Source organism: Micromonospora sp. NPDC048894 (genome assembly GCF_040649765.1).
In the GTDB taxonomy this organism is placed as follows: domain Bacteria; phylum Actinomycetota; class Actinomycetes; order Mycobacteriales; family Micromonosporaceae; genus Micromonospora; species Micromonospora antibiotica.
In genome coordinates, this window is record NZ_JBEZFY010000005.1 from 191,621 (window position 1) to 212,353 (window position 20,733).

The 20,733-nt window shown below is 72.9% G+C and carries 16 protein-coding genes and 1 tRNA gene; 8 read left to right on the top strand and 9 right to left on the bottom strand.

The features are described 5' to 3' along the window. Positions 1 to 184: 184 nt before the first annotated feature. On the bottom strand, positions 185 to 1,129 hold the full coding sequence (gene thrB, locus AB0C22_RS13000) for a homoserine kinase (RefSeq protein ID WP_357535003.1): 945 nt from the start codon (positions 1,127 to 1,129) through the stop codon (positions 185 to 187). A gap of 108 nt (positions 1,130 to 1,237) precedes the next feature. Between thrB and AB0C22_RS13005 the strand changes: the two genes are divergently transcribed. After that, the gene (locus tag AB0C22_RS13005) at positions 1,238 to 1,786 is read left to right on the top strand and encodes a hypothetical protein (RefSeq protein ID WP_357535005.1); all 549 of its coding nucleotides are present in this window, start codon (positions 1,238 to 1,240) and stop codon (positions 1,784 to 1,786) included. A gap of 12 nt (positions 1,787 to 1,798) precedes the next feature. On the opposite strand, the gene AB0C22_RS13010 is transcribed toward AB0C22_RS13005, so the two are convergent. From AB0C22_RS13010 to argS, 7 genes are all read right to left on the bottom strand, one after another. Continuing rightward, a complete protein-coding gene (locus AB0C22_RS13010; protein WP_219464452.1) occupies positions 1,799 to 3,043 on the bottom strand; it encodes an MFS transporter in 1,245 nt (414 codons plus the stop codon). Positions 3,044 to 3,054: 11 nt separating this feature from the next. After that, positions 3,055 to 3,900, bottom strand: coding sequence for a polysaccharide deacetylase family protein (locus AB0C22_RS13015; RefSeq protein WP_357535271.1), 846 nt, complete (start codon positions 3,898 to 3,900; stop codon positions 3,055 to 3,057). Positions 3,901 to 4,127: 227 nt separating this feature from the next. Then, positions 4,128 to 7,400 carry an efflux RND transporter permease subunit gene (locus tag AB0C22_RS13020; protein WP_357535007.1) on the bottom strand — a complete coding sequence of 1,091 codons (3,273 nt, stop codon included), beginning with the start codon at positions 7,398 to 7,400 and terminating at the stop codon, positions 4,128 to 4,130. Between the two features lie 174 nt (positions 7,401 to 7,574). After that, entirely contained in the window at positions 7,575 to 8,624 is a 1,050-nt protein-coding gene (thrC, locus tag AB0C22_RS13025; protein ID WP_219464454.1) for a threonine synthase, read from the bottom strand. A 114-nt stretch (positions 8,625 to 8,738) separates the two neighbouring features. Continuing rightward, entirely contained in the window at positions 8,739 to 10,052 is a 1,314-nt protein-coding gene (locus AB0C22_RS13030) for a homoserine dehydrogenase (RefSeq protein WP_219470327.1), read from the bottom strand. An 8-nt stretch (positions 10,053 to 10,060) separates the two neighbouring features. After that, complete coding sequence (lysA, locus tag AB0C22_RS13035) at positions 10,061 to 11,446, bottom strand: diaminopimelate decarboxylase (RefSeq protein WP_357535008.1); 1,386 nt, start codon at positions 11,444 to 11,446, stop codon at positions 10,061 to 10,063. 5 nt (positions 11,447 to 11,451) lie between these two features. After that, positions 11,452 to 13,116 (bottom strand): arginine--tRNA ligase, encoded by a 1,665-nt coding sequence (gene argS, locus AB0C22_RS13040; protein ID WP_357535010.1) that lies wholly within the window; start codon positions 13,114 to 13,116, stop codon positions 11,452 to 11,454. A 98-nt stretch (positions 13,117 to 13,214) separates the two neighbouring features. On the opposite strand from argS, the gene AB0C22_RS13045 reads away from it, so the two are divergent. The 4 genes from AB0C22_RS13045 to AB0C22_RS13060 all read left to right on the top strand — a co-directional run bounded on the left by AB0C22_RS13045 (position 13,215) and on the right by AB0C22_RS13060 (position 16,076). Beyond that, positions 13,215 to 14,030, top strand: coding sequence for a DUF3105 domain-containing protein (locus AB0C22_RS13045; protein WP_208568386.1), 816 nt, complete (start codon positions 13,215 to 13,217; stop codon positions 14,028 to 14,030). Positions 14,031 to 14,040: 10 nt separating this feature from the next. Next, complete coding sequence (locus AB0C22_RS13050) at positions 14,041 to 14,709, top strand: DUF305 domain-containing protein (RefSeq protein ID WP_208568385.1); 669 nt, start codon at positions 14,041 to 14,043, stop codon at positions 14,707 to 14,709. Between the two features lie 317 nt (positions 14,710 to 15,026). Further along, positions 15,027 to 15,722 carry a winged helix-turn-helix domain-containing protein gene (locus AB0C22_RS13055; protein ID WP_219470329.1) on the top strand — a complete coding sequence of 232 codons (696 nt, stop codon included), beginning with the start codon at positions 15,027 to 15,029 and terminating at the stop codon, positions 15,720 to 15,722. A 279-nt stretch (positions 15,723 to 16,001) separates the two neighbouring features. Then, positions 16,002 to 16,076: transfer RNA gene (locus tag AB0C22_RS13060), tRNA-Arg, on the top strand. 234 nt (positions 16,077 to 16,310) lie between these two features. Here AB0C22_RS13060 and ligD read toward each other — a convergent pair. Continuing rightward, entirely contained in the window at positions 16,311 to 17,270 is a 960-nt protein-coding gene (ligD, locus tag AB0C22_RS13065) for a non-homologous end-joining DNA ligase (RefSeq protein ID WP_357535012.1), read from the bottom strand. Between the two features lie 112 nt (positions 17,271 to 17,382). On the opposite strand from ligD, the gene AB0C22_RS13070 reads away from it, so the two are divergent. The 3 genes from AB0C22_RS13070 (at position 17,383) to AB0C22_RS13080 (ending at position 20,640) form a co-directional block, all read left to right on the top strand. Continuing rightward, positions 17,383 to 17,760, top strand: a complete 378-nt coding sequence (locus AB0C22_RS13070) for a helix-turn-helix domain-containing protein (RefSeq protein ID WP_219464460.1) — start codon at positions 17,383 to 17,385, stop codon at positions 17,758 to 17,760. Between the two features lie 92 nt (positions 17,761 to 17,852). Further along, positions 17,853 to 18,431 carry a helix-turn-helix domain-containing protein gene (locus AB0C22_RS13075; protein ID WP_357535015.1) on the top strand — a complete coding sequence of 193 codons (579 nt, stop codon included), beginning with the start codon at positions 17,853 to 17,855 and terminating at the stop codon, positions 18,429 to 18,431. A 13-nt stretch (positions 18,432 to 18,444) separates the two neighbouring features. Further along, positions 18,445 to 20,640: an MMPL family transporter gene (locus AB0C22_RS13080; RefSeq protein WP_219464462.1), complete on the top strand. Its 2,196-nt coding sequence runs from the start codon at positions 18,445 to 18,447 to the stop codon at positions 20,638 to 20,640. The last annotated feature ends 93 nt before the right edge of the window (positions 20,641 to 20,733 follow it).

Here is a 20,733-nt window from a genome sequence, read left to right on the forward strand (position 1 = left end):
AGCCGGGCGGTTTCCCAACTCACCAACGTCGGTGAGCAGGTCTCGCCGTCTGCGGCGACCTGCGGAAACTGCGGTGCGGCGTGGGCCTTTGGCAGGGGTGGCGGGCTGACCGCCGAGAGCTTCGGGGTGCGCCGACCCGCAGAGAGATCGCGTGCTTCGCGGCTGTGCTGAGTCTAGAGCGTAATCAACTCTTCCGACCTGCGGCAACAGGGCCCCGCTCGGCGTGTCCCAGTCTACCCCGTGCGACCGTCGCTCCGCGCGCCTCTACCGGCAACCGCCAGACTTCCCATTCTGTTCCCTCGGTGAACCCCGCGGGCGGCTCGGTGAACGCCAGCACGGTGGGGCCCGCCCCACTGACCACGGCCGCCACACCAGCCGCTCGCAACGCGCTGACCAGGGCAGCCGTCTGCGGCATTCCCGGCGCACGGTAATCCTGGTGCAGCCGGTCGACGGTGGCCGGCAGCAGCAACGTCGGCTCGGCGGTCACCGCGTGCACCAGCAACGCCGACCGGCCCGCGTTCAGCGCCGCGTCCCCGTGCGGGACGGTCGACGGGAGGGCCGCCCGTGCGGTGGCCGTCAGACCCCGCTGCGCCGGTACGAAGACCGTGGGGCGGACCCCGGCCGCCACCGGCAGCGAGACCGCCCGGCCGCCACCCGGCTCGGTCCAGGCGATGGTGAACCCGCCGAGCAGGCAGGGCGCGACATTGTCCGGATGGCCCTCGATCTCGGCGGCCAGCCGCAGCACGGCGTCGTCGTCGAGCCGCTGCGCGCCGTCGGTGACCAGCGCCCGGGCCAGCAGCACCCCGGCCACGATCGCCGCCGAGGAAGACCCCAGGCCCCGTGCCTGCGGGATCCGGTTGACGCACTCCAGCGCCAGCCCGGGCGGCTGCCCACCGAGCAGGTCGAAGGCGGCCCGCATGGCGACCACCACCAGGTGCCGGTCGTCCTGCGGCAGGTCACCGGCCCCCTCACCGGTCACCGCCACCCGGACGTCGGTCGAGGTCACCTCGGCGGACACGTCGTCGTGCAGGGCGAGGGCGAGCCCGAGGGCGTCGAACCCGGGGCCCAGGTTGGCGCTGGTCGCGGGCACCCGCACCCGCACCGGCCCGGAGGCGAAAGTCGTCGGCACCGGCTCATGCTAGGGCCCGGGGCCGACGACGCACCCGCTCGCCCGGCCGGTGGGACTGGATCGCCTCGGTTAGCCTGACGCCGATCTATCAGCCGCTCAGGAGGCGACGTGGGAATGTTCGGTTACCGGATCACGCAGTTGGTGGGGCACCTTCCCGTGCTGCTCACGCTGCTCGTCGTCCTGGTGCTCGCCGCCACCGCCCGCCGCCGGCTGCCCGGCCGGGCCCGGTCGTTGCTGATCGCCGGGGCCGCTGTCCTGCTGCTGGTGGAGCTGTTCAACACCGCCTGGGTGGCGGCCCTGCCCGAGCTGATCCGGGCCCGGGTCCGCTCCGGCGGGATGCGGCAGTTCGAGCTGATGAACCTCGCCGCCAGCACGGTCAGCTGGATCGGCTACCCGATCGGCCTGGGCCTCGTCGTCGCCGCCGTGTTCGCCGGCCGCGCCGCGAGCCACGCCCCCGGCCAACCGTGGGGCGCCTGGACGCCCCCGGCCGGATCCGCCGCCGGCCAACCGTCCGGCTTCGCCGCCGGCCACCCGGGCCACGGCCACCCAGCCACCGGCCAACCGGGCCCCGGCCCCGTGGTGCCGGGCCCGGCCGCCCCCTGGGGCGGGAGCGACCGGCCGCCGGTTGCACCGCCACAGGGCGACCGGGTCGACTGAGCCGCCCGAGGGTCAGCGGGCGGTCAGCGGGTCCGGGCCGGCGGCCGGGTCGGTGAGCGAGAGCCGGCGGGTGGCGATCCGCCAACCCACCGCGTACACGACGGTGACCAGGCCGCAGCCGGCCAGCACCACCCGCTCGTCCACCAGGTCGACCACGCCGGCCACCACCAGCTGACTGACCGAGATCGCCAGGGTCGCCAGCATCATGTCGGTGGCGAACACCCGGCCGCGCAGCCGGTCGGGCACCTCGCCCTGGAGGGCGAAGTTCGACAGCACCCAGTTGCTGCCGCCACCGAAGTGGGCCACGAAGACCAGCAGCAGCACCAACGGGAACCAGCTCGCCACCGCCGCACCCAGGTAGGCCAACCCGTACAGCGACATCGACAGGGCCAGGCCGGGCAACAGCCAGGCCCGGTTGGTCAGCACCCGGCTCATCAGGATCGGCCCGACCAGCGCCCCCGCCCCGCGCGCGGCGAAGAGCAGCCCGGTGCCGACCGGCCCCACCCCGTAGACGGCGGCCAGCAGCGGAAAGACCGTCAGCACACCGTTGCCCAGGCCCACCGCCGACTTCACCGTGACCAGCGCCAGCACCCGGGGCCGGTGCCGGATGTGACCCAGCGCCTCGCGGATCGCCACCCAGGTGCGCGGCGTCGACCGGTCGGCCTCCCGGGGCGCCTGCAACGGCCGGCGGATCAGCGCCGCCAGGCCCGCCGCCAGCACCAGGCCGACCGCACCCACCCAGAAGCAGGCGTACGGCCCGACCACCGCGCTCAACACGCCACCGAGGGACGCGCCGACCACCGTCATCGTCCCCCAGGCGGACCCGGCGATGGCGTTGCCGGCAGCCAGGTCGGCCGGGTCGACGACGTTGGGCAGGGCGGCCTGCGCGGCGGGCGAGTAGAACGCCTTGCCGACCGCCACCGCCGCGATCGCCACCATGGCCAGCCAGGCCGTGCCGGCGTCACGCACCCCGAGCAACAGCAGCACGCCGAGCAGGGTCACGCCGTTCGCGGCCATCATGACCTTGCGGCGGTCGAACCGGTCGGCGATGGTCCCGGTGTACGGCAGCAGCAGCGCCAGCACCCCGGTGTCCAGGGCCAGCACCAGGGCGCCCCACACGCCGCTGCCGGTCAACTGCGGCAGCAGCACCAGCAGCGGCACCATGACGAACCAGTCGGCGCCGAAGACCACCAGCTCGGCCAGGAAGAGGTTGCGGAAGTCCCGGTTGCGGACGAGTACGGAGAGCGGAGAGGACACGTGCCCGCACCCTACCCGCCGGCTCGCGGCCCGCTCGTTCGGCTCAGCAACTGGGAGACCGTGACGAAGGTGTAGCCCCGGGCCCGCAGACCGGTGATCATCGCGTCCAGGCCCCGCACCGCCACCTGCCGGTTCTCCGGACCCGCGTCGTGGGCCAGCAGGATCGTGCCCGGCACGACGTCCGCCACGATCCGCCGGGCGTGTCCGGCCGGGTCGTCCGGGAACTCACCCTCCACCATCTGCAACGACCAGAGCACGACCCGGTAGTCCAGGCGTACGGCGGCGTGCAGCACCCCGCCGCCCAGGTGCCCGTACGGCGGGCGGGTCAACCGGGGTGCCACCCCGGCGGCCTCGGCGATGGCCTCGTGCGACCGGCGCAGGTCGTCGTGCACCTCGGCGGCGGCCAGCCTCGCCAGGTCCCGGTGCCGCCAGCTGTGGTTGCCCACCTCGTGCCGGGCCAGCCGCCCCCGGATCAGGTCGGCGTGCCGGCGGACCCGCGCGCCGACCAGGAAGAAGGTCGCCGGCACCGCGTGCCGCTCCAGGGTGTCCAGCACGGTCGGCGTCCACCGCGGCAGGGGCCCGTCGTCGAAGGTGAGGGCCACCAGCCGTTCGGTGGTGGGGGCGTGCCACACCACCTGGAGCCCGCCCGCACCGACGTCCTGGCGTCGGTTGCCGACGGTGGCGCTGGCCGGGCCGCCGGAGAGCGGCAGGTGCCGGTCGGCGAGCGACGCCCCCTGCGACATGCCGACGGCGCCCAGCGTGATGCCCCCGGCCAGCAGCGCCCCGCCGCCCAGCACCCGCCGTCGGCCCCACCGCCCGCCGCCCGGGCCGGTCGTCTCACCCCCGTCCCGCGCCATCACCGACGGTGGATGGACGATGACCGAAGGTAGGTGACCACAGGGTGACCGTACCCCCAGGTCGGCGCGCTGTCCCGGGCCCGACACGACGCGCCCCCGGCCGGTGGTCCCGGGCCGGGGGCGCGTGGTGGGGCGACGGTCGTGCCGGGTCTGACCCGGCGCGCTGGTGCGTCGTGGCGTGTCCACCGCGCCGCGACCGGCTGACGGTCGCGATGCGGTGGACGGGACTACTCGGTCGGTGGCAGCGGCGACCGGCGGCTCTTCGGCAGCCGCAGCACCTCGAACTGGTCGGTGCCGTCCACCAGGGCCGCCGACGGGGTCGGCCGGGCCGGCGCTTCGGCGGCGGCCTCGGCTGCCGGGGCACCCACCGGCGCCGGCACCTCGGCGTCCGGCTCGGCGGGCGTCCCGGCGGGTCCACCCTCGTCGGAGGTGCGCCCCCGCCGGCCGGCCCGCCGCTCCCGCAGCGACTCCTTGGTGCGCTCCACCATCGTGTAGAAGGTCGGCACCAGCACCAGGGTGAGCAGGGTGGAGCTGAGCAGGCCACCGATCACCACCACGGCGAGCGGCTGGGAGATGAAGCCGCCCTCCCCGGTGAGCCCGAACGCCATCGGCAGCAACGCGAAGATGGTGGCCACCGCGGTCATCAGGATCGGCCGCAACCGGCGTCGGCCGCCCTCGACCACCGCCTCGCTGACGCTCATCCCCTGCCCCCGGTACTGGTTGACCAGGTCCAGCAGCACGATCGCGTTGGTCACCACGATGCCGACCAGCATGAGCACGCCGATCAGCGCCGGCACGCCCAGCGGGGTCCCGGTGACCAGCAGCAGGCCGATCGCACCGGTCGCCGCGAACGGGATGGAGATCAGCAGGATCAGCGCCTGGACGATGCTCCGGAACGTCGCCACCATGATCAGGAAGACGATCGCGATCGCCGCCAGCACGGCCAGGCCCAGGTCACCGAAGGCGTCCTCCTGCTGGGCGCTGGCCCCGCCCACGGTGATCGTCGCCCCCGGCACGTCCAGCTCGTCCAGCCGCTGCTTCAGCTCGGTCGTGGTCGCACCGAGGTTGGAGCCGGTGGCCGTGCCGGTCACCGACACGCTGCGCTCACCGTCGATCCGGGTGACCTGCTGCGGCCCCTCGCCCCGGGTGACGTCGGCGATGTCGTCCAACTTCACCGGGCCCACCGGCAGCGCCCGCAACTGCTCCTCGGTCAACGGCGGGGTGGCCGTGGTCCGCAGCACCACGTCCTGCTGGCCGCCGTCGAGCGTCACCCGGCCCAGCGGACTGCCCCGGTACGCCTGCGACACCAACTGCCCGACCGCCGCCTCGCTCAGCCCCACCCGGGCCGCGGCCAACCGGTCGACCCTGACGTCGACCCGGGGCACCCGGTCAGCCAGGCTGGTGGCGACGTCCTCGACCCCCGAGATGCCCGCCATGGCGCCCCGGACCTGGTCGGCGGCCCGGTTCAGGGTGTCGGTGTCGGCGGCCTGGACGACCACCTCCAACTGGTTGCCCGAGGTGCCCCCCTGCCCGTTGTCGAAGCTCAGCTCGCCGGCTGCGGCACCGAGCCCGTCGAACTCCCGGCGCAGGACCTGCTTCATCTCCTTGGCGTCGGTGTCGCCGCCGAGCGCCACCGACCAGCGGGCGGTGTTGTTGCCCCCACCCGCCAGCCACGGCTGGTCGTTGCCGCCCGCGCTCACCTGGTAGGTCTCGACCCCGTCGGTACGCGCCAGCACGCCCTCCACCAGGCGGGCCGCCTGGTCGGTGGCGGCCAGCCCCGAGCCGGCCGGCAGCTTCTGGCTGATGTTCAGGGTGTCCTGGCCGGAGTCGTCGAGGAAGTTGGTCTCCAACTTCTGGGCCAGCCCGAAGGTGCCGAACAGCAGCAGGATGCCCACCGCCACGGTGATCCACCGGGTCCCGCGGGACCGGGTGGCGAACCCGATCACCGGCAGGTACGCCCGTTGCAACGGGCTACGCAGCTCCTTGGCCTCCGCGGCGCGGCGTACCGCCTCGTCCGCACCGTCGCGCGGCGGCTTGAGGAACCAGTACGCCAGCACCGGGATCACCGTCAGCGACACCAGCAGCGAGGCGAGCAGGGCCACCGTCACGGTGATCGCGAACGGCGCGAAGAGCTGCCCGACGAAGCCACCCACCAGGGCGATCGGCGCGAACACCGCGACCGTGGTGAGCGTCGACGCGGTGACCGCCCCGGCCACCTCACGGACGGCGGCGACGATCGCGTCCCGTTTCGGTTCGCCGTACTCCAGATGGCGTTTGATGTTCTCCAACACCACGATCGAGTCGTCGACCACCCGCCCGACCGCGATCGTCAGCGCGCCCAGGGTGAGCAGGTTGAGCGAGTAGTCACCGACCCAGAGGGCGAGCAGCGCCACCACCACCGACAGCGGGATGGAGACCGCGGTGACCAGGGTGGACCGGACCGACAGCAGGAAGACCAGGATCACCACGACCGCCATCAGCAGGCCGAGCAGCCCCTCCGTGGTCAGGCTCTCGATCGACTTCTCCACGAACGGGGCCTGGTCGAACACGATGGTCAACTCGGCGCCGGAGGCGGACCGCAGGTCGTCCAGCCGGTCCCGGATGTCGTGCGAGATCCGTACGGCGTTGCCGTCCTGCGCGGCCGTGACCTGGACGCCGATGCTCTCCTTGCCGTTGGTACGGGTGATCGCGGTGGCCGGGGCGAGCTGCTGCTCGACGGTCGCCACGTCACCGAGGCGGACCGGGGCGGCCTTCGGCGCGGTCGGGGTGAGCGCGATGCCCCGCAACTCGTCGAGGGTGGTGACCGGGGCCCCCACCTGCACCGGCAGCGCGGTGGTGCCGTCGACGACCGCACCGGCCGGGACGGCGATGCCGTTGGTCTTGAGCGCGGTGGCGATGGCGGTCGGGTTCAGCTTCGCGGCGGCGAACTTCGCCGGGTCCGGGACGATCGTCACGACCTGGTCGCGGGTGCCGGTGACGGCGACCGTACGGACCCCGTCGATGCCCTCCAACTCGGGCACCACCGTGTCGCGCAGCTTGGCGGCGAGCGCCTGCTCGTCGCCGCCGCCGGTGGCGGCCAGCACCACGGCCGGCAGGTCGTCGGTGCTGCCGGTGATGACCTGCGGGTCCACGTCGTCGGGCAGTTGCGCGTCGACCCGGCTCAGCGCGGTCTGCATCTTGTTGGCCACGTCGTCGATGTCGGTGCCGAAGACGAACTCCACCGCGATCGTCGCCGACCCCTCCCGCGAGGTGGAGGTGACCTTCTCCAGCCCGGGGATGCTCTGGAGGCTGTTCTCGATCGGCTCGGTCACCTGCGCCTCGACGATCTCCGGCGAGGCGCCCGGGTAGACCGCGACGACGAAGGCGCCGGGGAACTCCAGCGACGGCAGCAGCTGCTGCTTGAGCGAGGGGACGGTGAACGCCCCGAACGCCGCGGTCACCACTGCGATCAGGGCGACGAGCCCCCGGTTGGCGAGGCTGGATCTGGCGAGCAGCGACATCGGCGTGGCTCACTCCTGGGAGAGGGGATGGGCGTGGGGAAAGTCTGCCCGACCCGGTATTCCCTACCCGTAACGGGGTGGTCACCGCCGGCCGGGGCGACGGGGGGACGGCACGGTGGCCGGCACCGCCACCCGCCGCGGGTGGCCGGCACCGCCGCCCTCGGCGGGATCGGATCAGGCCAGGTCGAGCGAGCGGGCGGCGGTCAGGGCGTCGTTGGCGATGGTGATCGGAGCGGGTGCGGTGGAGATCGCCCACTCCGGGTCCTTCAGGCCGTGGCCGGTGACCGTGCAGACCACCGTCGCCCCGGCCGGCACCCGGCCCTCGGCCCCCTGCTGGAGCAGGCCCGCCACGCTGGCCGCGCTGCCCAGCTCGACGAAGACCCCCACCTCCCGGGCGAGCAGCCGGTAGGCGGCGAGGATCTCCCGGTCGGTCACGGCGGCGATCAGCCCCTGCGAGGCGTCCCGGGCGTCGAGCGCCTTGGTCCAGCTCGCCGGGTTGCCGATCCGGATGGCGGTGGCGATGGTCGACGGCTCCGGCACCACCTGACCGCTGACGATCGGGGCCGCCCCGGCGGCCTGGAAGCCGTACATCTTCGGGGCGCGGGTGGCGTTGCCGGCCCGCAGGTCCTCCGAGTAGCCCATCCAGTACGCGGAGATGTTGCCGGCGTTGCCGACCGGCAGGCAGTGGATGTCGGGGGCGTCGCCGAGCGCCTCGACGATCTCGAAGGCGGCCGTCTTCTGGCCGTGCAGCCGGTCCGGGTTCACCGAGTTGACCAGGGCGACCGGGAAGTCCTGGGCGAGCTTCGAGGCCAGCGCGAGACAGTCGTCGAAGTTGCCCTGCACCTGGAGCAGCTTGGCCCCGTGCACCAGCGCCTGGGCCAACTTGCCCAGCGCGATCTTGCCCTGTGGCACCAGCACCGCGCAGGTGATCCCGGCCCGGGCCGCGTACGCGGCGGCGGAGGCGCTGGTGTTGCCGGTCGAGGCGCAGATGATCGCCTTGTCACCGGCCTCGACCGCCTTGGAGACGGCGACGGTCATGCCCCGGTCCTTGAACGAGCCGGTCGGGTTGGCCCCCTCGACCTTCAGGTAGACGTCCGCGCCGAGCCGGGCGGACAGCGCCGGCGCGGGCAGCAGCGGGGTGTTCCCCTCGTGCAGGGTGACCACGGGCGTGGCGTCGGTGACCGGCAGCCGGTCCCGGTACGTCTCGATCAGGCCCCGCCACATGTCGCTCTCCTCGCCTCTGCCGCCCCGGTCGTGCCGGGGCCCCTGCCAGCCTGGACCAGCCTCGTCGATCTGTCCCCGGCACACCCACCGATAACCATCAGGCGAGACGCCGGGTCACGCGCCGCCCTCGACCCGCAGCACGCTGGCCACCGAGCGGACGATGTCCAGCCCGCGCAGCTCCCGTACCGTCGCGGCGAGCGCGGCGTCGGGGGCGACGTGGGTGACGATGACCAGGTCGGCGTCCTCACCACGGCCCGCCGGACCGCCCCCGGCCGGCCCCTGCCGGACGGTGGCGATGGACACGTCGTGCCGGGCGAACACCCCGGCCACCGCCTGGAGCACACCCGGCCGGTCGACCACGTCGAGACTGATGTGGTAGCGGGTCAGCGCCTCGCCCATCGGCCGGACCGCCAGGTCGGCGTAGGCGGACTCGCTGGCCGCGTACGCCCCGGCGAGCCGGTTGCGGGCCACCGCGACCACGTCGCCGAGGACCGCGCTGGCGGTCGGTGCGCCGCCCGCTCCCCGGCCGTAGAACATCAGCTGCCCGGCCGCCTCGGCCTCGACGAAGACCGCGTTGAACGCGTCGCCGACGCTGGCCAGCGGGTGGGTCAGCGGGATCATCGCGGGGTGCACCCGGACGCTGACGGTCTCCCGGCCGGCCGCGTCGGTGCCCCGGGCGGCGATGCAGAGCAGTTTGATGGTGCAGCCCATCGCCTTGGCGCTGGCCATGTCGGCGACGGTCACCTCGGTGATGCCCTCGCGGTGCACGTCGGCGGCGGTGACGCGGGTGTGGAAGGCGAGCGAGGCCAGGATGGCGGCCTTCGCGGCGGCGTCGAAGCCCTCCACGTCGGCGGTCGGGTCGGCCTCGGCATACCCCAGCTCGGTCGCCTCGTCCAGTGCCTCGGCGAAGCCGGCGCCGGTGGCGTCCATCGCGGAGAGGATGAAGTTGGTGGTGCCGTTGACGATGCCGGTGACCCGGTTGATCCGGTCGCCGTGCAGCGACTCGCGCAGCGGGCGCAGCAGCGGGATCGCCCCGGCGACGGACGCCTCGTAGTAGAGGTCCGCCCCGCCCTCGGCCGCCGCGTCGTGCAGGGCCGCGCCGTCCTCGGCGAGCAGCGCCTTGTTGGCGGTGACCACGCTCTTGCCGGCGCGCAGCGCCTCCACCAGCCAGCTCCGCGCCGGTTCGATACCGCCGACCACCTCGACGACCACGTCCACGTCGTCGCGTTTGATCAGGCCGAGCGGGTCGGTGGTGAACAGCGCCGGGTCGACGGGGAGGTCACCCCGGTCCCGACCGACCCGGCGCACGGCGATGCCGGCGATCTCCAGCGGAGCACCGATCCGGGCGGTCAGGTCGGCGGCCTGCGTGTGCAACAGGCGGACCACCTCGCTACCGACCGTTCCGCAGCCGAGCAGGGCCAAGCGCACAGGTGACGTCATCCCACATCCAAAGCGAGCAGGTCTTCTTCGGTCTCCCGCCGCACGATCAGCCGGGCCTGGCCGTCACGCACCGCGACCACCGGGGGGCGGGGCACATGGTTGTAGTTGCTGGCCATGCTGCGGCAGTACGCTCCCGTGCCGGGAACGGCGACAAGATCTCCGGGCTGCACGTCGGCGGGCAGGAATTCATCCTTCACCACGATGTCCCCGGACTCACAATGCTTTCCCACCACGCGGGCCAGCAACGGCTCGGCGGTCGAGGACCGGCCGGCAAGCGTGGCCGAGTACGACGCGTCGTAGAGGGCGGTCCGGATGTTGTCGCTCATCCCACCGTCCACGCTGACGTAGGTCCGCAGCCCGTCGACGTCCTTGACGGTGCCCACCTCGTAGAGGGTGAAGACGGCGGGCCCGACGATGGCCCGGCCCGGCTCGATCGACAGGTGCGGGACGGTCAGGTTCTCCGCCGCGCACTCCGAGTCGACGATCTTGCGGAGCCGCTTGGCCAGCTCGTCCGGGGTGGCCGGGTCGTCCTGGGTGGTGTACGCGATGCCGAAGCCGCCGCCCAGGTCCAGCTCGGGCAGTTCCACCCCCCGGGCGTCGCGGATCTGCGCCTGGAGGGCGAGCACCCGGCGGGCGGACACCTCGAAGCCGCTGGTGTCGAAGATCTGCGAACCGATGTGCGAGTGCAGCCCGCGCAGGTCCAGCACACCCTCGTCGATGACCGTGAAGGCGGCTGCGGCGGCGGCCCCGCCGGCCAGCGAGAAACCGAACTTCTGGTCCTCGTGGGCGGTGGCGATGAACTCGTGGGTGTGCGCCTCCACGCCGACGGTGACCCGGATCAGCACGCCGGGGCGGACCCCGCGCTCCCGGGCCAGCGCGGTGAGCCGGTCGATCTCGGTGAACGAGTCGAGGATGATCCGCCCCACCCCGGCGTCCAGCGCCCGGGTCAGCTCGGCGACGGACTTGTTGTTGCCGTGGAAGCCGATCCGCTCCGCCGGCATCCCGGCCGACAGCGCGGTGGCCAGCTCGCCCCCGGAGCAGACGTCCAGGTGCAGGCCCTCCTCGGCGATCATGCGGACCACCGCCCGGCACAGGAAAGCCTTGCCGGCGTAGTAGACGTCCGCGTCGGGGAAGGCCGCCCGGAAGTCCCGGGCGCGCGAGCGCAGGTCGTCCTCGTCGAGGACGTACGCCGGGGTGCCGTACTCGGCGGCCAGCTCACGGACGTCGAGGCCCGCGACGGTCAGCGCGCCGCCCGTGCCGCGCTCCACCTGACGCGGCCAGAGCTGCGGGACCAGGGCGTTGACGTCGGCCGGGGGACGCAGCCAGCCCGGCCCCCGGTCACCGATGTCGCCGTGCATCGCACCGGCTTCGTGGGCACGCATCAGGGCTACATCCTCTCCGGGGCGGAGACACCGAGCAGGCGCAGCCCGTTGGCGATCACCGTTCGGGTGGCGTCGTTGAGCCAGAGCCGGGCCCGGTGCAGGTCGGTGACCTCCTCGTCGCCGCGCGGCAGGACCCGGCAGTTGTCGTAGAACCGGTGGTACGCCCCGGCGAGGTCCTCCAGGTAGCGGGCCACCCGGTGCGGCTCGCGCAGCTCGGCGGCGGCGGCGACCACGGCGGGGAACTCGGCGAGCGCCTTGAGCAGCTCGTTCTCCTTGTCGTGGTCGAGCAGCTCGGGGTGGAACCCGGCCCCGTCGCCCCGGCTCAGGCCGACCTCGGCGGCGTTACGGCCGACGCTCGCCGTCCGGGCCGCGACGTACTGCACGTAGTAGACCGGGTTGTCGCGGGTGGCCCGGGTCCACAGCTCCACGTCGATGTCGATCGGCGAGTCGCTGGAGTAGCGGGCCAGCGCGTAGCGGGACGCGTCCACCCCGATCGCGTCGACCAGGTCCTCCAGGGTGACCACCGTGCCGGCGCGCTTGCTCATCCGCAGCGGGACGCCGTCGCGGACCAGGTTGACCAGCTGGCCGATGAGGATCTCCAGGTTGACCGCCGGGTCGTCGCCGAAACAGGCGGACATCGCCTTCATCCGCCCGAGGTAGCCGTGGTGGTCCGCGCCCAGCATGATCACGACCCGCTCGAAGCCGCGTTCCCGCTTGTCCAGGTAGTAGGCGCAGTCGGCGGCGAAGTAGGTCCACTCGCCGTTGGACTTGCGCAGCACCCGGTCCTTGTCGTCGCCGAAGTCGGTGGTGCGCAGCCAGGTCGCCCCGTCGGCCTCGTACAGGTGACCCTGCGCGCGCAGCCGGTCCAGGGCGAGGTCCAGCTCACCCCGGTCGTGCAGGTCCTTCTCGTTGAAGTAGGTGTCGAACTCCACCCCGAAGCCGCGCAGCGAGGACCTGATCTCGGCGAACATCAGCGTCACGCCCTCGACCCGGAAAACCTCCTGGGCCTCGCCGTCGGGCAGGTCGAGCACGTCCGGCCGGACCGCCCGGACCTGCTCGGCGATCTCGGCGATGTACGCCCCGCCGTAGCCGTCCTCGGGGGCCGGCTCGCCCTTGGCCGCGCACAGCAGCGACCGGGCGAACCTGTCGATCTGCGACCCGGCGTCGTTGAAGTAGTACTCGGTGCCGACGTCGGCGCCGGTGGCCCGCAGCAGCCGGCTGAGCGCGTCGCCGACGGCCGCCCAGCGGACCCCGCCGATGTGCACCGGGCCGGTCGGGTTGGCCGAGACGAACTCCAGGTTGATCCGCTGCCCGGCGAGCCGGTCGCTGCGGCCGTACTCCTCGCCGGCCTCGACGATCACCCGGGCGAGCTGGCCGGCGGCGGCGGCGTCGAGCCGGATGTTGAGGAAGCCGGGGCCGGCGATCTCCACCGACTTGACCCCGGCCGCCCGGCCGAGCTGGTCGGCCAGCGCCGCCGCCAGCTCCCGGGGCGGGACGCCCACCTTCTTGCTGAGCTGGAGCGCCAGCGTCGAGGCGTAGTCGCCGTGGTCGGGATTGCGCGGTCGTTCCACCGCCGTACGCGCCGGAAGCGCGGCGGGGTCGAGCCCACGCTCGGTGAAAACGGCGTGGGCTGCGGAGAGGACGACCTCGGCCAGTTCTGCGGGAGTCACCGAACCATGTTATCGGGGGTAGACTCGGGCACTCGGCGGCGACCCTGAGCGTCACCCGGCCCGCCAGATCCCCTGACCGACCGACCTGACGAGGCACGATGAGCATCAGCACCCCGGGCGGCCCTGAGCGCCGTCCGACCGTGGTCAGCACCGGTAAGAAGCCGGCGGCCGGCCGGCCCGCGGCCGTCGCCAAGCCCGGGGGCGGCAAGTCCGCGGGCGCGCCCCGGCAGACCTCGGGCGGCAAGGGCCCCCGCAAGCCGATCACGCCGGTGAAGGTGAGCCAGGGCCGCTCGTGGGGCCCGATCGCCCTGTTCGTCGCCGTGGGCGTGCTCGCCGTCTCGATCATCGGCTACGGCGCGTACGCGGCCTTCCAGGGTTCCAAGTCGTGGGAGCAGCGGGCCGCCGACATCGACGGCATCGTCGACTTCCGGGACAAGGACCCCAAACTCGTCCAGGGCGGCCAGCACCAGCAGGGCGCGATCAAGTACGACGTCCTCCCGCCGGTGGCCGGCCCGCACAACCCGGCCTGGCAGAACTGCATGGGTGACGTCTACGACGCCCCGATCGCCAACGAGCACGCGGTGCACAGCCTGGAGCACGGCACGGTCTGGATCACCTACCGCCCCGACCTGCCGGCCGATCAGGTCAGCAAGCTCCGCAGCAAGACGCAGGGCGTGGAGAAGGTCATGCTCAGCCCGTTCGAGGGGCTGGACAAGCCGATCTCGCTCCAGGCGTGGGGCTACCAGCTCAAGGTCGACAACGCCGACGACAGCCGGATCGACGAGTTCATCAAGACGCTGCGGGTGAACGCCTCGGTCGAGGGTCCGAACGCCAACTGTGGCCAGGGCATCACGGCCACCGGCACGGCCCCGCGCGACAACGTCCCGCAGCAACAGCAGCAGCCCACCCAGTGAGGACGTGGCGATGACCGCTCCCGCGACGACCGACACACCGCCCGTCGAGCCCTCGGTCACCGGTTCCGGTGACCGGCGGCCCGCCGGCCGCTACGGCCTGCTCGCCCTGGCGGCCGCCGTCGTGGTCGGTCTCCTCCTCGGGTACGCCGGCGGCCTGCTGACCCCGACGTTGACCCGACCGGGTGACAGCTCGGCGGAGGCGGGCTTCGCCCGGGACATGACCACCCACCACGCCCAGGCGGTGGAGATGGGGCTGATCGCCTTCGACCGGGGCACCGACCCTGAGGTTCGCCAGATCGGCGGCGACATCGCCACCGGCCAGCAGGGCGAGATCGGCACCATGCAGACCTGGCTGCGGTCGTGGGGGCTCGACCCGACCGGCGACCAGCCCCGGATGGCCTGGATGCCGGACGGCACCGGCAAGATCGAAAACGGTCTGATGCCGGGCATGGCGACCCCGGAGGAGATGGCGAAGCTGCGCGTCGCCCAGGGGCGCGAGCTGGACGTCCTCTTCCTCCAGATGATGATCAAGCACCACCTCGGCGGCATCCACATGATCCAGGGCATCCTCGACGCCGGTGGCGACGACGACGTCCTCGCGGTGGCGCAGATCATGAAGAACACCCAGCAGACGGACCTGACCAACCTCCAGAACGCGCTGAAGCGACTGGGCGGCTGACCCGCCCGTCCTCCAGGGAGGCCCGCGTCCCGCTCCGGCGGACGCGGGCCTCCGCACGTCTCCGGCCTCCCCCACGACTGGGGCCTCCGCCCGACTGGAACCTCCACGCACCTGTGCACGTCTCGGGCCCCCGCATGCCCTCGGACTGCCGACCTTCCTCGAAGCGTCAGCGGCCCGGGCCGCGCCGCATCCCCTGCCGCCAGGGAGGGAGTTATGGGCGTTTTAGGTTTTTAGCGTGCTGCGCACCTTTGAAGACCTAAGAGACTTTTCTGACCACATATCGTGACCAGTTGTGATTCGTGCTCGTTGCGCAGGACGTGGGGGTTGCACTCAGAGACGCGCGGCGCTCGGTCACCAGTTGGTGCCGACGCCACACCATCGGCGGTGACGGAGCGGTGGCAGCCGCCCGTCGCGGACACCGGCAGGGCGAGTCGGGAGCGCTCAGCCGGGAACAGGAACTCGAACTGATCGACGTACTGCGAGGCGTCCACCCCGACGAGTTCGGGCTGGACGAGGAGCTGTGGACGCGGCAGAGCCTCGCCGCACTGATCCAACGCCGCTTCGACCTGACGATCGACGCCGGCACGGTCGGGGCGTACCTGCGGGCCTGGGGGCTGGGCCCCCGGGAGCCGCGCGAACGGGCCTGTGGTCTCTGCGTCGGCGCGGTCGAACGTTGGGTACGCGGCGAGTACCCGGCCATCACCCGGGCCGCCCAGGAACACGACGCGGAGGTCTACTGGATCGGCCGGGTACGCCTGCGGGGCACCATGCCGGCCGCCGAGGTCATCTCGGCGGTGTCGTCCCGGGGGCGGGTCCGGTTCATGGTCACCACGCCCAGCGTGGACCCACCGCTGCCCCGCGACTTCGTGTTCCGGCTCAGCGGTGCCGACCAGCACCCGGTGCACCTGATCGTGGACGGCTCCTGGCCCCGTAACGAATGGCCCCGCCGGCTCCCCCGGCGCATCGCCCTGCACCCGCTGCCCAGCTGCGGACGCACCCTGGCCGCCGCCTGACCAATTGGCCCCAGCCGCCGGTGACGGCTCACCTGCCGGCGGCGGCGCGTCCCACCACCGGCAGTGACGGCTCGGCCCACCACCAACGGCGACGGCTCGGCCCACCACCGGCAGTGACGTTCCGCCGACCGCCATTGGTGACGGCCTGCCCGCCACCAATGGCGGTCGGGATGGCTCCGCGGCGTCACGATCATGCAGGTCAGTGGACAGCACCGGGGGGTGCCGGGGTGGCGATTCGGTGATCCGGAAGGGGGTTTGCTACTCTTCTCAGGTCGCTGAGCCCCCGTAGCTCAGGGGATAGAGCACCGCCCTCCGGAGGCGGGGGCGCAGGTTCGAATCCTGCCGGGGGCACCACGGACGACCAGCACGAGAAGGCCGCTGACCAGGGGAAACCCGATCAGCGGCCTTCGTCGTATCTCCGGCCAGGTCCGGCCGTCACCGGCCCACGGCGGGTGTCTGTGCCCCCGGCATGCCCAGGCGGAGGCGATGATCCCCGCCATGTCGCCCCCACGGCGGTGTCGCGGCTCGGGGAAGCCGCTGTAGCGGCCCACGGGAGTCGATCAACCACGAAGGCCGGCAGACGGCGGGTCACGGGGTTTCGCGGCGGGCTCTGGCTCGGCGTTTCCCCTCGTGCATGGCCTGCACCCGGGGTACCGGGATGGTGCGGCCCTCGGCGACCAGGTCGGCCGGGAGCCGCTGCGGTGCGGGCATCGCCTCGGCCCACGGGTCGCGGTCACCGAGCAGCGCGGGCACCGTCCGCACGGTGAAGTCACCGGGGCTGATCGCGTCGAGGTCGTCCCAGCCCACCGGGAACGACACCGGCAGCCCGGGGCGCAGCCGGGGGCTGTACGCGGCCACCACGGTCGCCCCGCCGGCCCGGGTCGGATCGACGAAGACCCGACCGCCCCGGTCCTCCCGGATGAAGGCGGTGGTGGCGGACTCCGGGTCGAGGCGCTCGGTGTGTACGGCGAGCGCCCGGGTGGCGGCGGCCACCTCCTCGGCGGTGGTGTCCGGGTGCACCGGGACGAAGATGTGCAGCCCTTTGGCGCCGCTGGTCTTCACCGCCCCGGCCAGCCCGACGTCGGCCAGCGCCCGGCGGACCGCCCCGGCGACCCGGGCCACCACCGCGAAGGCGTCCCCCTCGGGTGGGTCGAGGTCGAGCACGAGATGGGTGGGCTGCTCGGGCCGGGTCGCGGTGACCAGCGCCGGGTGGTACTCGATCGCCCGCTGGTTGGCGAACCAGAGCAGGGTGCGCCGGTCGTCGCAGAGCGCGTACGACACCTGGCGGTGGGAGGTCTCGGCCCAGATCGCGGTGCGGCGTACCCAGTCGGGGGTGTATTTCGGCAGGTTCTTCTGCATGAACGGCTCCTGCCCGCGCAGCAGCCGGACCACCGACAGCGGCCGGTCGTGCAGGCCGGGCAGGATGCGGTCGTGCACGGTGTCCAGGTAGTCGACCAGGTCCCGCTTGGTCACCTCGTCACCGGCGAGCAGCAGCTGCTCCAGGTTGGTCAGGCCGACCCCGTCCCGCGTCTCCTGCGCCCCCGCCATCCGCCCACCCTCCCGGGCGCACGGCCCCGGCGCAACCCCGACACGGGTCGGCCACCGAACCCGTCACCGAGGGGTCGTCTGTGACCATGACACCGGTGGAAGGAGGCACCCCGTGCCCCAGGAACACGACGACGGCACCCCCGGCGGTGACTGCACGCTGCGGGAGGCGCTGGACCGGGTGGGCGGCAAGTGGAGCATCGGCATCCTGTTGGCCGCCTCCCCCGGGCCGGTCCGCTTCAACGAGTTGGCGCGGGGCGTCGAGGGGATCAGCCGGCGGATGCTCACGTTGACGCTGCGTAACCTGGAGCGGGACGGCCTGCTGCACCGGCAGGCGTACCCGACCGTGCCGCCGAGGGTCGAGTACCGCGCCACCCCGATGGCGATGGAGCTGTACGAGCCGTTGGTGGCGCTGACCGACTGGGCGCAGCGGCACCGGGCGGCGATCAGCCAGGCGCGGGCCGCGTACGACCGGGGGCATGGCGGGGCCTGAGCGCGGTGCGGACCCGGCGTGTGGCGAACACCACCGTCTTTCTCTGACCGATCGGTCAGTTTCTGACCGATCGGTCAGGCATGCTGGAACGCATGATCCGTCGCACCCCCCGCACCCACGGTGAGATCCTCGCCGCGGCGGCCCGGCGGTTCGCGGTGACCGGCTACAAGGGCACCTCGTTGCAGGACATCGCCCGCGAGGTGGGCTGCTCCAAGGCGGCGGTGCTCTACCACTTCGCCGGCAAGGAGGCCCTGCTCGCCGAGCTGATGGCCGGGCCGATCTCGGTGCTCTGCGAGCTGGACGAGCGGATCGCGGCGCTGACCGGGGCGGCGGCGCAGCAGGCGGCGGCGGAGGGCTTCGTCGACCTCGCGGTGCGGTTCCGGGGCGAGATCGCGCTGCTGCGCGGGGAGTTCCCGGAGCTGCTCGCCCAACCGGCCTTCGCCCACATCCACCTCATCTCGGAACGGCTGATCGAGGCGATGACCGGCCCCGACGGTGGGCAGGACGCGCGGGTCGCCGCGCTGGTCCTGCTCGCCGGCATCGCCGAGGGATGCGGCACGTTCGCCGACATCCCCGACGAGGAACTGCGTCCCGCCCTGCTGGCCGTCGCCCAACGGGTGCTCGTGACTGCCGCACCACCGCCAACTCCCGACCACCAACACCACGATTGAGGACAAGGATCTGATGGCGACCCTGCTGTACCGGCTAGGCCGGGCATCGTTGCGCCGCCGGCGACTCGTCGTCGCCGTCTGGCTCGTCGTACTCGTCGGCCTCGGCATCGCCGCAGCCACCCTGAAGGGCCCGACAGCCAGCAACTTCACCATGCCCGGCACCGAGTCGCAGCAGGCGTTGGACCTGCTCGCCGAGCGGTTCCCGGCAGCCAGCGGCGCCACCGGCACCATCGCGGTGAAGGCGCCCGCCGACGGCCAGTTGACCACCCCTGAGGGGCAGTCCGTCGTCAAGGGGGTCGTCCAGGAGGCGTCGACGCTGCCCGGCGTGGTCGGCGCCGTCGACCCGTACCAGTCCCAGGCGATCACCCCCAACGGCCGGTACGCCCTGATCCAGGTGCAGTTCGCCACCGGCGGGGACGAGGTGACCCCCGAGCAGCGCGAGGCGTACGAGAAGGTCGGCGCGCAGGCCGAGGCGCAGGGTTGGCAGATCGCCCCCGGCGGTGAGGTGCTCAACTCCGAGCCGGAGGTCGGCTCGACCGAGGCGTTGGGCGTGCTGGTCGCCGCGATCGTCCTGATCGTCACCTTCGGTTCGCTGGTCGCGGCCGGGATGACCATGCTGAACGCGCTGATCGGCGTCGGGGTCGGGATGGCCGGCCTGTTCGCCCTCAGCGGTACGGTCCAGTTGACCAGCACCGCGCCCATCCTGGCGCTGATGCTGGGCCTCGCGGTCGGCATCGACTACTCGCTGTTCATCACCTCCCGGCACCGGCAGCACCTGCTCGAAGGACTCACCCCGGAGGAGGCGGTCGGCCGGGCCGTCGGCACCGCCGGTTCCGCCGTGCTCTTCGCCGGGGCGACCGTTGTCATCGCGCTCGCCGGGCTCGCCGTCGTCGGCATCCCGTTCCTGACCGTGATGGGTCTGGCCGCCGCCGGCACGGTCAGCGTGGCGGTGCTGGTGGCGATCACCCTCGCCCCGGCGCTGCTCGGTTTCGCCGGCCGCCGGGTCCTGCCCCGCCGGCTGCGCAAGGCCGCCCCGGCCACCGAGACCGTCGAGACCGTGGAGGCCGCGCCGGCCGCCGAGGACCGCTCCGGGTTCGGGTTCCGCTGGGCGCAGTGGGTGACCCGGCTGCGCATCCCGGTCATCCTGGTCGGCCTTCTCGGCCTCGGGCTGCTCGCCCTGCCGGCCCAGGACATGCGGATCGCGCTGCCGGACGCCAGTACCGCCCCGGTGGGCAGCCCGGCCCGCACCAGCGCCGACCTGATCCGGGAGGGCTTCGGTCCGGGCTTCACCGGCCGGCTCGCCGTGGTGGTCACCTCGGACTCCGCGCAGGACACCGCAGCCGCCGTGCCGCAGGTCGCGGCGCTGATCCAGCGTACGGACGGGGTGCTGGCGGTGGCCCCGCCGCAGCTCGACCCGACCGGTCGGACGGCACTGCTCGGGGTGATCCCGAAGAGCGGGCCGACCGACGCCGCCACCGAGACGCTGGTCCACGACATCCGGGACCGGGTCGGCTCGGTCGGCAACGCCGAGGTGCTGCTGACCGGGGTGACCGCGATCGGCATCGACGTGTCCGAGAAGCTCTCCGCCGCGATGCCGGTCTACCTGCTGCTGGTGGTGGGGTTGTCGATCCTGCTGCTGATGCTCGTGTTCCGGTCGATCCTGGTGCCGGTGAAGGCCGCGTTGGGCTTCCTGCTCACGGTGGCCGCCACGTTCGGCATCACCGTCGCCGTGTTCCAGCAGGGCCACCTGGCCAGCCTGGTCGGCCTGGACAGCCCGGCCCCGCTGATCAGCTTCCTGCCGATCCTGCTGATCGGCATCCTGTTCGGCCTGGCCATGGACTACGAGGTGTTCCTGGTCTCCCGGATGCGGGAGGACTTCGTGCACGGTGACACGGCCCGGCAGGCCACCATCAACGGGATGGGGCACGGGGCCCGGGTGGTGACCGCCGCCGCGCTGATCATGATGTCGGTGTTCGGGGGCTTCGTCTTCCTCGACGATCCGGTGATCAAGTCGATGGGCTTCGCGCTCGCGATCGGTGTCGCCATCGACGCCTTCGTGGTCCGGATGACCATCGTCCCCGCCGTGATGTCCCTGCTGAACACCAGGGCGTGGTGGCTCCCCCGCTGGCTCGACCGCGCCCTGCCCAACGTCGACATCGAGGGCGAGGGTCTCCGCGCCCACCTCGACAAGCAACCGGTCAACGTCTGACCCTGCCGATCATGGAGTTGTGGTGCCCGGCCCGGGGTTTTTCGCCCCGTTCCGTCCGGCACCACAACTCCATGATCCACTTGGGGGCGGGGC